The 14,050-nt window shown below is 61.6% G+C and carries 16 protein-coding genes; 3 read left to right on the top strand and 13 right to left on the bottom strand.

The genetic code is table 11. The features are described from left to right. Positions 1 to 29: 29 nt before the first annotated feature. From NLN62_RS23735 to NLN62_RS23705, 7 genes are all read right to left on the bottom strand, one after another. On the bottom strand, positions 30 to 365 hold the full coding sequence (locus NLN62_RS23735) for a hypothetical protein (protein WP_254110411.1): 336 nt from the start codon (positions 363 to 365) through the stop codon (positions 30 to 32). A gap of 181 nt (positions 366 to 546) precedes the next feature. Next, positions 547 to 807, bottom strand: a complete 261-nt coding sequence (locus NLN62_RS23730; RefSeq protein WP_254110410.1) for a hypothetical protein — start codon at positions 805 to 807, stop codon at positions 547 to 549. A 183-nt stretch (positions 808 to 990) separates the two neighbouring features. After that, a complete protein-coding gene (locus NLN62_RS23725) occupies positions 991 to 1,983 on the bottom strand; it encodes a substrate-binding domain-containing protein (RefSeq protein WP_254110409.1) in 993 nt (330 codons plus the stop codon). 102 nt (positions 1,984 to 2,085) lie between these two features. Beyond that, positions 2,086 to 3,138 carry an ABC transporter permease gene (locus tag NLN62_RS23720; protein WP_254110408.1) on the bottom strand — a complete coding sequence of 351 codons (1,053 nt, stop codon included), beginning with the start codon at positions 3,136 to 3,138 and terminating at the stop codon, positions 2,086 to 2,088. Then, the gene (locus NLN62_RS23715; RefSeq protein WP_254110407.1) at positions 3,131 to 4,669 is read right to left on the bottom strand and encodes a sugar ABC transporter ATP-binding protein; all 1,539 of its coding nucleotides are present in this window, start codon (positions 4,667 to 4,669) and stop codon (positions 3,131 to 3,133) included. The genes NLN62_RS23720 and NLN62_RS23715 overlap by 8 nt, the downstream gene beginning before the upstream one ends. After that, complete coding sequence (locus NLN62_RS23710; RefSeq protein WP_254110406.1) at positions 4,666 to 5,667, bottom strand: LacI family DNA-binding transcriptional regulator; 1,002 nt, start codon at positions 5,665 to 5,667, stop codon at positions 4,666 to 4,668. The genes NLN62_RS23715 and NLN62_RS23710 overlap by 4 nt, the downstream gene beginning before the upstream one ends. 256 nt (positions 5,668 to 5,923) lie before the next feature. Further along, complete coding sequence (locus NLN62_RS23705; protein ID WP_254110405.1) at positions 5,924 to 6,358, bottom strand: hypothetical protein; 435 nt, start codon at positions 6,356 to 6,358, stop codon at positions 5,924 to 5,926. A gap of 269 nt (positions 6,359 to 6,627) precedes the next feature. On the opposite strand from NLN62_RS23705, the gene NLN62_RS23700 reads away from it, so the two are divergent. Both NLN62_RS23700 and NLN62_RS23695 read left to right on the top strand, forming a co-directional pair. Further along, on the top strand, positions 6,628 to 7,032 hold the full coding sequence (locus tag NLN62_RS23700) for a nuclear transport factor 2 family protein (RefSeq protein ID WP_254110404.1): 405 nt from the start codon (positions 6,628 to 6,630) through the stop codon (positions 7,030 to 7,032). Between the two features lie 316 nt (positions 7,033 to 7,348). Next, positions 7,349 to 8,611 carry a site-specific integrase gene (locus NLN62_RS23695; protein WP_254110403.1) on the top strand — a complete coding sequence of 421 codons (1,263 nt, stop codon included), beginning with the start codon at positions 7,349 to 7,351 and terminating at the stop codon, positions 8,609 to 8,611. Positions 8,612 to 8,661: 50 nt separating this feature from the next. Here the strand turns inward: NLN62_RS23695 and NLN62_RS23690 are convergent, their stop codons facing one another. From NLN62_RS23690 to NLN62_RS23675, 4 genes are all read right to left on the bottom strand, one after another. After that, positions 8,662 to 9,804 (bottom strand): GGDEF domain-containing protein, encoded by a 1,143-nt coding sequence (locus tag NLN62_RS23690; RefSeq protein WP_254110402.1) that lies wholly within the window; start codon positions 9,802 to 9,804, stop codon positions 8,662 to 8,664. Between the two features lie 269 nt (positions 9,805 to 10,073). After that, on the bottom strand, positions 10,074 to 10,367 hold the full coding sequence (locus tag NLN62_RS23685) for a hypothetical protein (RefSeq protein ID WP_254110401.1): 294 nt from the start codon (positions 10,365 to 10,367) through the stop codon (positions 10,074 to 10,076). A 399-nt stretch (positions 10,368 to 10,766) separates the two neighbouring features. Then, positions 10,767 to 11,225 carry an SRPBCC family protein gene (locus tag NLN62_RS23680; protein WP_254110400.1) on the bottom strand — a complete coding sequence of 153 codons (459 nt, stop codon included), beginning with the start codon at positions 11,223 to 11,225 and terminating at the stop codon, positions 10,767 to 10,769. Between the two features lie 166 nt (positions 11,226 to 11,391). Beyond that, complete coding sequence (locus NLN62_RS23675; RefSeq protein WP_254110399.1) at positions 11,392 to 11,589, bottom strand: hypothetical protein; 198 nt, start codon at positions 11,587 to 11,589, stop codon at positions 11,392 to 11,394. Between the two features lie 96 nt (positions 11,590 to 11,685). Between NLN62_RS23675 and NLN62_RS23670 the strand changes: the two genes are divergently transcribed. Next, positions 11,686 to 12,621 carry a LysR family transcriptional regulator gene (locus tag NLN62_RS23670; protein ID WP_256575952.1) on the top strand — a complete coding sequence of 312 codons (936 nt, stop codon included), beginning with the start codon at positions 11,686 to 11,688 and terminating at the stop codon, positions 12,619 to 12,621. A 112-nt stretch (positions 12,622 to 12,733) separates the two neighbouring features. Here NLN62_RS23670 and NLN62_RS23665 read toward each other — a convergent pair whose 3' ends face one another. Next, a complete protein-coding gene (locus NLN62_RS23665) occupies positions 12,734 to 13,087 on the bottom strand; it encodes a carboxymuconolactone decarboxylase family protein (RefSeq protein WP_254110397.1) in 354 nt (117 codons plus the stop codon). Between the two features lie 165 nt (positions 13,088 to 13,252). Continuing rightward, positions 13,253 to 14,050, bottom strand: a complete 798-nt coding sequence (locus NLN62_RS23660) for an amino acid ABC transporter ATP-binding protein (RefSeq protein ID WP_305881672.1) — start codon at positions 14,048 to 14,050, stop codon at positions 13,253 to 13,255.

The raw sequence follows: 14,050 nt of genomic DNA, 5'->3' as shown, positions 1-14,050 counted from the left end.
ACAGGCGCAGCCGGCCGGTCTCGTCTGCCTCAGAGCGGGCAAGCCATGCCCGGTGCTGGAGCGCAACCCTGACCAGGAATAATCGGATGTGGCGCCGGAACCGGCGGCAGCGGCGGCACCGGATCGACGGGGATATGCGGCGGCAACGGCCACGGCAATGGCCACGGCAACGGCGGAGGGCCGATGTGTACCGGAGGCAGTGGATCGATGATGATCGGCAAGTTGGTGTTCACGGCGTTAGTGTCGGCATGCGCGACGCCGGCCAACGCGCTTACGGCAAGCAATGAAAGACACAACGCTCGGAAAGTCATTGTCGTCGGCTCCTGCTGAGGCGCTGCAAATACGATCGCGCCAAGGATGAACAACCGAACGATCCCATTGCGCGTCGCCAACGCCAAGCCGGACATGAGAGCTAGAGAGAAACGACTAGTCGCAAAGAACTAGCCGCTCATCGCAAGCGCCGGGCGTTTTGAAACCTGAAGAGAAGCGTTGCACGCATGCACAAGCGGAGGCGGCATGAAGCCCGCGCTTCGGACAACAGGCTGGTCAACGCCAGACCAGCCAGAGCAGCGGCGCCAGGATGCAGAGGCTCAAGCCGATGCCGACCGACAGCCGGCCGAACCTGTGCAGCATCGACAACTGCGAGGGAGCGATATTGGGCTGCAAATCCAGCCAGCGCCGAAAGCGCTCAAACAGCCAGCCGATGAGGTGAACGAGGGCTTCGACCAGCCGGACGATGAGTTCAAGGAGCAGTTCGAAGATGGGGCCGGCCAGATCATCAAAGAGGAGGTCGAACAGGATCTCCATGCACATTCACCAAGCCGTCGGCCCATCCACCGGGTCGCTGCTCGAACTTGACGTGGGGATCGGAGATGCATGCCGACAGAAGCGTGCGCTTCACCTTTCGGGGATCGGTTCGTGATGTCTGGCTAGTAGCGCGTAGCGGGCGCGGCCGATGTCAGGCCGCGCCCGCTACACCCAGAACTTGGTTCAGTTCTGCATCAGCTGCTTCGCGTTATCGGGCGTGATGGCGGTGGTCGGCACGGTCACCACGGTCTGCACCTTCTCGGCGCAATCGAGCAGAATCGACTTCGCCATCTCGATCGCCTCCGGGCCTCCGGTCGGATAGGTGAAGGTTGCCGCCCACTCGCCTTCCGCAACCGCGCGGATGCCGCCGGCAGGCCCGGGCAAGCCATCAGTCCCGAGGATCTTCACTTGATCGAGTTTTCCGGCGCCCTTCGCAGCGAGACGCGCACCGGCGGCCATCATGTCGTTGCTCGCATAAACGGCCTTGATGTTCGGATGGGCCTGGAGCATCGCGGCGAACGCGGTCTGCGCCTTGTCCGGCAGCCAGTCGGCGGCCTGCTCGGCGACGACCTGGACCTTTGGATTGTCCTTCACGCCGGATTTGAAGCCGTTGAGCCGTTCGACGGCGGGCGTCGAGCTCGGCAGGCCCTGGAGCACCGCCACTTCGCCGCCTTGCGGCAGGAGCTTGTCAGCGACGTATTTGCCCGCCTCCTCGGCGATCTTGAAATTATCTCCACCGATGAAGGCCGTATATTCCTTGCCGGCCTCGCCGACCGTCTTGCGGTCGAGCTCGATGACGGGAATGCCGGCCTTCATGGCCCGCGCGACGACCGGCGTCAGAGGCGCGGCCTCGAAAGGTGAGATCAGGATCAGATCGACCTTCTGGGTGATGAAATTGTCCATCTGCGAGGTCTGCGTGTTCACGTTGCCGGCGCCGTCGGCAATCTGCAGCTTGAATTGCGGCACTTTCTTCGCCGCGGCGGTCAGCTGGTCGTTGACGTGCTGGCGGTAGGGCTCGGCATTGTTGGCCTGCGAGAAGCCAATGACGAACTCCCCGGTCTTGCTGCACTCCTTGACCAGCGGCGCCGCCTGTGCTGCACCGGCGACCAGCGTCGCCGTGCCGGCGCCCAGCACCAGATTGGACCAGAACCTTCCCTTCCTAGATGCGCGTCGCATAATTTCACTCCCTTGTTTGCTTCGAACATTCCATTCCACCACTGACGAGCGGTTTCTTCCCGGCGGACTGGTCGCCGCCAGGCCTTTACGTCACCATTTGGGTCAACGACCCAATCCCTCGCGGCGACGAACGAGAGATTGAAGAACCGCGGCCACGACGATGATCGCGCCGGTCGCTAGCAGTTGCAGGGCCGCATTGATGTTGTTGAGCTGAAGGATGTTGGCCAATGCGCCGAGCATGATCGCACCTGCGATCGTACCGATCATCGAGCCTGCGCCGCCGAACAGGCTGGTGCCGCCGATGACCACCGCCGCGATCGCGGTCAATTCATAGCCCGTGCCGTCATTGGCGCTGCCGAAATTAAACTGGCCGGCGTGGACGATGCCGGCGATGGCCGACACAAGACCTGTGATCGCGTAGACCGAGATCTTGACCAGCGTGACCGGCACGCCGGAAAGCCGTGCCGCCCGCTCATTGCCGCCGACCGCGAAGACGTAGCGGCCAAAGCGCGTGAAGTTCAGCACGAAGGTGGCCAGGATCGCGACGACGAGAAACACCAATGTCGCGACCGGCACCGTGTTGTCGAAGAGCCGATCGCCCAGCACCGAGAAAATCGGCGGCGCAAGACCCGGACCATTGCCGTAGGAGATGTTGATGTACTGGTTGTTGGAGATCACCAGCGCCAGGCCGCGCGCGACCTGCAGGCCCGCCAGCGTCACGATGAAAGCCTCAAGGCGGAAGCGGGTCGAGATCGCGCCTTGCGTGCAACCGAACAAGGCGCCGCAGGTCATCACGAACAAAAGGGTCGGAACGAGTCCCCAGCCCCAGGTCGTCATGATCGTGGCGGTCAGCACGCTGCACAGGCTGAGCAGCGCGCCGACCGACAGATCGATCCCCGCGGTGATGATGACGAAGGTCATGCCGACGGCGATGATGCCCGTCTCGGAAATCGCCCTTACGATGTTCGCGATGTTGTCCGGGGCTACGAACAGGATCGAGCCGTGCCGCCGCGGCGAGAAGATGATGCCGCCGATCGCAACTAGGATGAGGCCAATGACGCTCTGAAAGCGGACCGCGATGGCGAAGAAGTCGAGACGCCGTGTCGGTGCGGGCTGCACGGGCGTGGATTTCACAAGCGTTGCGGCGTCATTCATCGCTGTCATCCTGACTGGATTCGGCCACGGCGAGGATGTCGTCCTCTGCGGCGCCGGCGGGAAACTCGGCAACCGTACGCCCGCCCCTCAGCACGACGATGCGATCGCAGAGGCCGATCAGTTCCGGCATTTCGCTTGAGGCGACGAGAATGCCGACGCCTTGCGCGGCGAGCTCACGAATCCTGGCGTAGATTTCGCCCTTCGCGCCGACATCCACGCCCCGCGTCGGCTCGTCGAGCAGAAGCAGGCGCGGCTCACCAAGCACCTCCTTGGCAAGCGCGACCTTCTGCTGGTTGCCTCCGGAGAGGGCGCCGACCGCGAGCTCCGGCCGCGGCGGCCGAACGTCGAATGCCTTGATCGCTTGACCGGCAAGCCTGGCCTGGCGCGCTTGCGACATCAGAAAGAACGGCGACACGCGCCGCAGCACCGAGGCGACGAGATTACGTTCGACGCTGTCGCGCAGCATCAGACCGGCGCCGCGGCGATCGTCGCTGACAAAGGCAACGCCGGCGCGGCGAGCCTCCGGAATCGAGGTCAGCCTCGCCGGCCGGTCCTCGACCTCGACACGGCCCGACCAGGCGCCGGGGCCGCCCGCGCCATAGAGCGCAGAGAGCAGCTCGGTCCGTCCCGCTCCCATGATGCCGGCGAGGCCGACGACCTCGCCCGCGCGCACCTCGAGCGAGACCTCGCGCGGCGCACGCCAACCGGCCCGGTGCCGGCGCGGGCGATAGGCGGCTCGCTCCAGATGCAGCACGCGGCGGAGGAGTGCGCCGCTCCGGCGCGGATAGAGTTCCGTCAACGGCCGTCCGACGAGCAACGCCACGAGATCGGATTGCGGCGCAGCCGGCGGAGCCGTCCCTGCGATCCTGCCATCGCGCAGAACCGTCACGCGGTCGGCGACGCGCGGAACCTCTTCGAGCCGATGCGAGATGTAGACGATGCCGACGCCGCGCCTCGCGATGTCGCGCATCACATGAAACAGCCGCTGCACCTCTGCGGCGGTCAACGCGGCCGTCGGCTCGTCCATCACGAGAATTCGCGACGCGTAGGTCAGGGCCTTGGCGATCGCGACGATCTGTCGCCGACCGACCGACAATTCACCAACCGGTTGATCGACATCCACATCGAAGCCGAGTTCGCCAAGCCTTTCCCGCGCCGCGCGGCGCATCGCGCCGCCATCGAGCACGCCGGCTCGCGTCAATTCCCGGCCGAGGAACAGGTTGGCAGTCACATCGAGGCTCGGAACGAGATCGAGCTCCTGAAAGATCGTCGCGACGCCCGCGGCCTGCGCGACGCGCGGATCGGTGAAGCGGACGGCGGCCCCGTCGATGCGGATCTCGCCCTGATCCGGCTCGATGACGCCGGAGAGAACGTTCATCAGGGTCGACTTGCCCGCGCCGTTCTCGCCAAGCAGCGCGTGGATTTCCCCGCTCTTGAGATCAAAATCGACGCCGCGCAGCGCCTGCGCACCGCCAAAGCTCTTGACGATGCCACGCATGGCGAGCAGCGGGGTCTGAGCGGGCGTATTCATTTCGGCCTCCCGCAGGATTCGCGCTCGATGATGTCAGCGTCGAGTTGAATGGTGCGCCGCGCCCCTTGCGGAGCGGCAATCCGCTCCATGAGCAGGAAGGCGGCGCGCCGGCCGATCTCCGCGCAGGGCTGCGCGACCAGCGTCAGGCGCGGCTCGAAGCAGTCGGCCCATTCGAAATCGTCGAAGCCGACGACCGAGATGTCTTTCGGCACCCGCAATCCGCGCCTGTGGATCGCTTTCATGATGCCGATCGTCGCGAGATTGTTGCCGCCGACCAGTGCGGTCGGCGGCTGATCGAGATCAAGAAGCTGCTCCGCGGCCTGCATCGCGCTGTTCGTTGTCGCACTGCCGGTGACGAGAAGGCGTTCGTCGATCACGCCGCCGGCACCGGCCAGACTCTCGCGATAGCCGGCAATACGCTCGAGCGTGGTCGCGAATCCGGGATTGCCGCCGACATAGCCGATACGGCGATGACCGTGCGCGGCGACCCGCTCGACGAGATTGCGCATCGCCTCGCGGTTGTTGATGCCGACCTGGTCGAAGGCGGGATCGGGCATGCGATCGACAAGCACGCAGGGCAGCCCGACGTCGCGCAGATAGGCGAGCGCGCGACGGCCGGGATCGGGGCTGGGCGCGAGAATGATGCCGTCGACGCGCCGCTGATGCAGCGCAATGACGACGTCGAGCTCGCGGCCCGGGTCATCCTCGGTGTCGGACAGAAACACCATCATGCCGAGGCGCGCGCACTCGGTTTCGATCGCACAGATGATGTCGCTGAAATAGGGATTGGAAATCGAGGAGATGGCGATGCCGACCGAACGGGTCGAAGCGGCCTTCAGGCTCCGCGCCATGATGTTGGGACGGTAGCTCAAGGAGGTGATCGCCGCTTCCACGGCGCGCGCCGTGTCCGGCGAAACCCGCCGCGTGCCGTTCACGACATGCGAAACGGTCGAAACCGAAACGCCCGCTTTGCGGGCCACATCGGCGATGGTCGCCACATCCCCTCCCATGCCTGGATCTTGTTGGGTGATCCAAGTTCTGCAGGACTATGGCATACGAAAACGTTTGCGCAATCGTTTTTCTCATTTTTTTGAAATCTTCCGCTCGAACTTGACGTTGGGAGACGAGGCGTGTGCCGACGGAAGCGAATGCTTCACCTTCCGGGGATCGGCCCGTCATGTCTGCCAGGCCACCGATTGCGATCAGGACCTTTTCCTACCCCGGCCGCCGAGCGCCAATGCTCCAAGGTTGCGATCAGCCTGCCGCTGCCAACCTGCTATCGACATCCGGGTTTGCGCAAAGCAGACGCTTGCGGATGGCCTCTTCAACGAGTGCGAGCGCTTTCTTGGCTTCTCTTGCGTCGGCTTCAGCCGCTTGGGCGCGAAGCTCTGCGGCCGTCAGCTTGTCTTCTTGAGCTTCTATACGCGACTTGGCTTGTTCTAGTGCTCTGCACGCATCTTGCAGCTTGTGTTCGGCGGTGATCACGAGTTCACGTTGCGCCCGCTCGGCGGCCTCAGCTCGCATTTCGGCGAGCCGCAGCTTTTCCATGGCGCCCCTGCAGAGTTCCTGCGCGCGGGCTTCGGCCTCGCGGGCATGCTCTTCCATATCGCGAAATACATCAGCGGCTTGATACACCAGATCAAGAGCCGTTGCGCCTCTGTCTCGTGCCGACGGTCGAGAGAAGGACAAGACGCTCTCGTCTCTTCCAACTGACGCCGTGGAATTGCGCTGCGTCATGCAGTTCAAGCCCCGTCGCGGATACTGCGGCGTAGCGTGAGAGGTTTTGGTAAATGAACAGTTAACGCGTGCCGGCGGGACGCAGCCGCTGTGCGGCACCAACGGACGCGTGTCCACCACAGTGAACGAGGTGACACACCGGGCTCATTCCGGCAACCCCGCTTTTGCCTTTGCACGCGAAGGTAGCTACCCTGCCATGAGGCGTGTTGCAGGAGGCGGATATGGGACAACGCGAAGATATGCTCGAAGTCATCAGAAGCGCTTATGCTGCGCGCGGCAGCGGCGACGTAGACGGCCTCGTGGGAGCTTTTGATCCCGAGGGTATGTTCACCCTGGTCGGCGACAATAGCGCGCTCGAACTGACCGGAAGTGCTCAGGGGCACCCGACCTTGCGAGAGGCCTTCGGTCAATTCATCGCCAATTTCGAGTTCGTAGAGCGGCAAATCCTGAGCGAGCTGGTTGAGGGGCAGCGCGCCGCAGTGCACTCCCGCCTCGTCGTCCGATATCACCCCACCGGGAAAACCTTCAGCACCGAAGTCCTGGACCTGTTCAGATTTCAGGACGGTAAGATCGTTGAGCTGATTGAGTTTGCGGACACTGCGCAGATCAAAGCTGTGATCTCCTAGGGTGGCGGACGCGGCTCCTGATATCGAAACGCGGGAAATGCCGGCAAGGACAAAGGGCGCTTCGCTTTCCGGAGAACAGTCCGTGATGTCAGGCCAAGCTATCGGGATACGCTGGTACAGTTGGGTGGGCTCGAACCACCGACCTCCTGTTCCACAGACAGAAAAATATCGTCCCCTCCTTTGCGACTTACCACGCTGGATTTCGAATTACGTAGTAATTTCAATAGAAAATCTCACCAACGCTTCGCTGTCGTTCGCCCTGTTTTGCGTTACCGTGGTAGCTATATGGTAGCTACAAACACGAATGGGAGTTCTCATGGCATCGGGCAGTATCACGATTAGGGCTGTGCAGGGCCTCGCCCCGGGTGAAGCCATCTGGGATGCGGGCCATAAGGAGGCGGTGCGGGGCTTTGGCGTGCGACGTCAGCGCGATCAAGCGACCTACGTCCTCAAATACCGGTCGTTCGGCCGCCAGCGGTTCTTCACGATCGGCCCACACGGGTCACCCTGGACGCCAGAGAAGGCGCGCCGGGAAGCCAAGCGATTACTGGGACTGGTCGCTGACGGGAAGGACCCGGCAGACACCAAAGTGGAGGCCAACCTCCAAGCAGCCGACACACTCCGCAAGGTCACCGACGAATACCTCGGCGTTGCCAAGAAGAAGCAGCGCCCCCGGACGTATTCCGAGATCGAACGCTACTTGTTGATCGCATGGAAGCCCTTGCACTCCATCTCCGTGTTCAAGATCACCCGCCGCCACGTTGCAGCGCGCGTCGCCGAGATTGCAGCGCAGCAAGGGGCGGTCTCCGCCGCCCGCGCGCGGACGGCCCTATCCACATTATTCAATTGGGCTATTCGAGAGGGGCTCGATATTCCGGGAAACCCGGTGCTCGGCACCAACCGTCCCGAACAGCCGAAGTCACGGGACCGGGTACTATCCGACGCAGAGCTAGCCGAGATTTGGCAGGCCTGCGGAGATGATGATTACGGGCGTATCTTGCGCTTACTGTTCCTTACAGCTCAGCGGCGCGACGAAGTGGGCGGAATGGAATGGCCGGAGCTGGATACCTCAGCCGAGCGTTGGACTCTACCCAGCGCTCGGGCCAAGAATCATCGTGAGCACGAGCTGCCGCTCGTCCCGGCCGCCCTGGCCCTGTTACCGCCCCGGCAGGATGATCGCGACTGCGTCTTTGGCAATGGTCCTCGCCGAAAGGGCGATAAAGATCGAGGGTTCTCCGGCTGGTCCAAGTCGAAGGCCGCGCTTGATGCGCGCATTCTTGCCGCGCGGAAGATGGTAGATGAGGACGCAAAACCCCTACCCCATTGGACTGTGCATGATCTCCGTCGCACGGCTGCAACCGTGATGGCGGATCGGTTGGGCATCCTGCCGCATGTCATAGAAGCGATCTTGAACCACGTGAGCGGCCATCGCGCAGGCGTAGCCGGGATTTACAATCGGGCTCGTTACCAGGCCGAAATGCGAGATGCGCTGGAACGCTGGGCTGAACATCTAGCCCGGAGTGTGCCGCAATGCGATGCTGTATCGGGAGGCCCGCAACCCAGCGAGCATAGTGACTAAGTCTATTCGCCGGAAGCGCTCCATTGCCGACAAGGGCGGCAAGCCGTCCTTCACAGGCCCGGATGCGCGCTTAGGATAGCGTCCGAAGCAACCTCATCTGGAACGATGCTCGGTGAGGCGTTGTTCGTCACTCTCCCGGCCCACGCAACGCAATTGCGCCCGGCGGCCTTTGCTTCGTATAGCGCCCGATCCGCCTCTTCCAGCAATAGATGAGGATCACCAGCAAACGCATCCCACCAAGCCAGTCCTGCACTGATACTTACGCTGCGTCCCGGCAAGCCGGGATGAGGCAGGTCAACTGTGGAGACGGCCGCCCGCAATTCTTCGCAAACACGCTCCAGTTCAACGGCCGTGATTGAGGGGACTATCGCAGCGAATTCCTCGCCACCGTACCTAGCAATCGAAATGCCTTCTTTATCCGCCTTGCAAGCGAGCGCCTGCGCCACCGTCCGAAGGCAGACGTCGCCGGCGATATGCCCAGCCGAATCGTTATACTTCTTGAAGTGGTCGACATCCATCAGGATAGCGCCGACACTCTTACATTCTTTCTCCGCGCACAGACGTGCGGCTTCGGCTTCGAAATAGCGACGGTTTGGAAGCCCCGTCAATGCGTCTGTGTTGGAGATGCGCAGAAGCTCTCGATTGACCAGACTCAATTCCATCGCCGCATATTCGTAGCGGAGCGTTTCCAGAAATCGTCGCCTCCGATCAATCTCGTTCTTTCGGATCACCAGCAGCACCGTCAGGGACGCAGCGGTACCGATGATCGTATCGCTGACGAAAGAGCTCGAATTCGCTCTGAAGAGTAGTGGTAGGATTGGATGCAAGATTGCCGCGGAAAGGCAGCTAACAAGTCCGGCGAAAAATGAAATTGGTACGGCTGCGAGACATATGGCGAATACCATGATCGCAGCGAGCATATAGTTCTCCATCATCGCGGGCGGCGCTGATGTTCCCGCGAACTCGATGACAGCCATGGTCGATATGATCGCGGCACCATAGGCGAAGCTGATCTGCAGGGCGTTGCGAGAGCGCAACCCGTAGACCGCGACGCCGGCGCAAAAGAGTGCGACTAGACATCGCCAAGGCCATGCCGCGGCGAAGACCTCCGCGCTATTTGAACGATCAAAGCCAATTGCGACAAGCATCAACATTCCGCAGACCGCCGAGGAGCGCGCCATGTGACGAGCCATCGGACGTCCGCGTTGAAGCGCGTACGTACCCTCCAGCTCGGGCCGGAAAGACCAACAAGATGCGCGCGCAATCTCGCTCTCGAAATCGGTACGATCCATCTCAGCGTCAAGCTCATTGAAAAATCAGGCGATAGTGATCCAGGAGAGGTTAAAAATGGGTGCCGGGAACGCAGCCATGTCGCCGCCAGACATCCGCAAATTTACGGAACGACCGAAAGCTGAAAACCGGCGACCACTCGGCTTCACCTATGTGCACATCGACCAGTGCGTCAGCTGCCCCAGCCGTGTCCCGCCGGGCCGATTCCGGGGAAATCGACAATGAGATCCCAGCCCGTCACATCGACTAAGAACGGATTGTTCTTTTTGCCCACCTCCTCGTCGTACTCGGAACGCATGTCGACATGGGTCCACATGCCGCCAGTCAGCAGACGCTCGTCGTTGGAAATTGGAGGCTTGAACTCATCGAGGCTCACCACGACCTCTTCCAGCCGCCGGCCGACTTCCCCGGCGCGGCCCAGGGCACGCCCGAATGCGGTGCCGGCTGGCGCGACCTTCCCGAGCACCTATGCGTTCGGACCCGGACGGCCGTCCAAGCCGACGGCGGCCCCTTCCAGTTCGACCAGATCAAGGAGAAGTACGGGACCCTCCGCGTCCACTGGGACGGCGCCATCTCTCCGGAGAGCGACGAACAGGTCGAGGACGCCATCGCCTTGGCGGAGGCCCGCAGCGCCGTGACCTGCGAGGTCTGCGGCAAGGAGGGGCGCCTCCGGGGCGGCGCCAGGCTGAGCACCTGCTGCATGGCGCACTCGGAAAGCCGGCCAGCGGTCAAGCGCCGCTCGGGCCTCGAGAACGTCCCCCGGTGCGACGCTTTTCCGACAGCAGGCGCTTCGTCACCTGCCGCCAAGAGTCAGATGAGTGCAGACCTTGGTAACACCGACCGTCCGCGAGCTTGCCGTGGCACTTCAGGATGCGTTGCGCTGCTCACGGGCATAAGCGTTGAGGCGGGTGAGTTCCTCGACGTAGACGCGGTGCAACCTGAGAGGCGCGACGAGTCCCTCGACGAAGCCGGCGATGCCCGTCTCGCCATCAAACCTGGAGGTGATGTTCACCAGCGCCTGCTCGCCGTGGGGGGTCACAGTAAATGTCCTGACGAGGCCGGAGCTGCCGGTGTCAGCCTGGACCAGGATTCGGCCGGGCTCCGGCTCAGCGATCTCCATCCGGAGCTTCCGGACGCCGCGGGCGGATTTGATTTTGAAGCTGACGACGCTGCCTGCTCCTATGCCGCCTTCTTCGAGTTGGAAGTCGTAGAAGGGGGGTGGCAAGAACCGAGCATGAAGGTGCATGTCTGCGAGGTATCGGTAGACATCGTCCGCGGGCGCGTCGATGGTGCGCTCGGCGGACGCGACGACGTATTTGGCCATGAGTCTGATCTCCTTGTTCGTGGGTTGACCGAGGATCCGAGCGTGCTTTCCTATGAAGGCTGGTCCCTGCGCGAAGTCATCGACCTGCGACACGGTGACCGACGATTTCGGTTTCTAGCGTTCTTGGAAATTCTCGCGCGAAACGACGCTGAAAAGCGTCATGCAGCTAGTAGCTAAGGTCAAAGACGAGGCGCCAAAGGCGCTCAATGGCCCTTGCCATCCAGCCGCCCGCAACCGAGCCGTTCACAAAATCGACGGCTCCGGCGTTCATCGTCTTCGGTGTCATCCCGCCTAATTCATTTTGACTAACTACGGAATCATTGACGATGAACAAGACTCCGTCGCCTGCCTGCTGGTCGAGCATTACCGTCGCCTCCTACCGCCTGAGCACCCAGCCTCAGACTCTTGAACGACGATGACTTTGCCCTGGACAGACAGAATAGCAATCGCCTAACTTCCTATGTCTCCATACATAACTGGATGGACCACCAAACGAGCCGGAGGAGCGAACGTGGACTTACAATGGAATGACCTCCGCATTTTTCTCGCCGTTTGCGATGCCGGGAGCATGAGCGGCGCCGCACGGCGCTTGAAGGTGAGCCAACCCACTTTGAGCCGGAGGATTGCGGAGATGGAGTACGGGCTCGGCGAGCCGCTTTTCGTCCGCAAAAACCAGGGCATCACCCTAACGAAAACTGGAATGAGGCTAATGCCCGCAGCCCAAGGCATGGCGCAATGGGCGACGGAAGCCAGTCGCTCACTCGATGCGAAGAACTCTCCTGTCAGTGGCCGCGTGCGCATTACGGCGGCACCGTCGTTCGCCTTAGATCTCCTGGCGCCTTTCGCGGAAACCCTCAAGAGAAAGCACCCACAGATCGCTCTCGAGGTGTTGGCCAGCACGGAGCGCTTGAATCTCTCGCGTGGCGAGGCGGACATCGCGCTCAGGAGATATCCCTCCGATGATCCCGATCTGATCACAGTCGGCGAAACTGTGATTCCGATCGGCGCGTATGTCAGCAAGGACTACGCACGGAGACTGCCCGCGAAGTATGGCTTTCGCGACCTCGACTGGATCGCATGGGCGGGGCAACTCGAGATGGTCAGCCCGAATCCGGAGCTCGCGGCTAAGATCCCAGACTTTCGTCCCACTTTCGCGTCTGACGACTACAGCGTACAGGTCGCGGCCTGCCAGGCTGGCGTTGGCGCGATGATACTTCTGAAGACGCCCCACCGGCTCAAGCGGTCGGGAGAACTCGTGGAGCTCAAGCTCGACCTTCCGACTTCGCTCCGCGCAGAACTCGCGATCATCTGTCACAAGCGCATGGCCGATCTCCCCAAGGTTAGAACCGTCCTGGACCTGCTCAGGCAGGAATTCGCCAATCTGAGGAAGGCCTAAGACGCAAGCAAACATTGAATAGTGCGGCCCGAATGCTGGCTAAGACAGCGCCCGGTCGGATGGCCTCCAACCGGGCGACAATTCAACTATTCCGGGAAGAACCGGCCGTTGCCTATGCAGCAGCGTTCGTACCGGACATCTGATCGAAGCAATCCAGGGTACGAGCTGAATAGACCAGCGCCGCACCCGCATTCATTGCAATCGCGACGCCAAGTGCCTCGGCAATCTCAGCCTTCGACACGCCATGCTTCGTTGCGGCCTCAACGTGGCTGGCGATGCAACCATCACAGTGTGTGGTGACAGCAACCGCAAGTGAGATCAACTCGCGCGTCTTCCCGTCGAGATGCTGCGCTTTATCGCCGGAGTTGGCCAGAGCCAGATATCCCTTGACCGTTTCCGGTGCGAGCTTCGACAAGTCGCCAACCCGCGACTTCACGGCAGCACGATACTTCAACCAGTCTAACATGTACTCTCCTCTTCTCTTCTGCTCTTCAGAACTCGCATCATATGAGACGAAGCTGTCAACAAACGCGCCAAAGTTTGCGCGCTCGATAGTCGTGCAAGCGCTAAAGGTGTCGTCCCTTTCGGCTATCCGTCGCGGCCCTCCGCGACACGCTTGAGAGGCATCCCCTCAGTGTAGAATTTGGCTAAGAAACAGCTTCGTCCGGTTGTGTTGTGGGTTTCCGAAGAATTCGGCCGGCGTGTTCTGCTCGACGATCTGACCGGAATCCATGAAGATGACACGGTTAGCCACCTTGCGCGCGAACCCCATCTCGTGAGTGACGCACAACATGGTCATCCGCTCTTCGGCCAGACTCACCATCGTCTCCAAGACCTCCTTGACCATCTCCGGATCGAGCGCCGAGGTTGGCTCGTCAAACAGCATGATCCGGGGCTTCATACAGAGAGAACGCGCAATCGCGACGCGCTGCTGCTGACCGCCAGACAGTTGACCGGGGTACTTATTAGCCTGCTCGGGAATCTTTACCTTGCGCAGGTAATGCATCGCGATTTCCTCTGCTTCCTTGCGCGGCATCTTGCGAACCCAAATTGGCGCCAGCGTGCAGTTTTGTAGGATCGTGAGGTGCGGGAAGAGGTTGAAGTGTTGAAACACCATGCCGACCTCACGACGGACCTCGTCAATCTTTTTGAGATCGCTGGTGAGCTCCTTGCCGTCGACGATGATTTTACCCTTCTGGTGCTCCTCGAGGCGATTGATGCAGCGAATCATTGTCGATTTGCCGGATCCCGAAGGCCCACAAATAACAATGCGCTCGCCGCATATAACCTTGAGGTTCACGTCCTTTAGTACGTGATAGCCGCCGTACCATTTGTTCATGCCGATGATCTCGACCGCGACTTCATTCGCCGAGACTTGCGTCCTGCTGAGATCTACGTTCGCAGCGCGAGACGTACGTTTTGTGCTCAT

This window comes from Bradyrhizobium sp. CCGUVB23 (assembly GCF_024199885.1).
Classification (GTDB): Bacteria; Pseudomonadota; Alphaproteobacteria; order Rhizobiales; family Xanthobacteraceae; genus Bradyrhizobium.
This window is presented reverse-complemented; position numbering and strand designations above follow the sequence as displayed.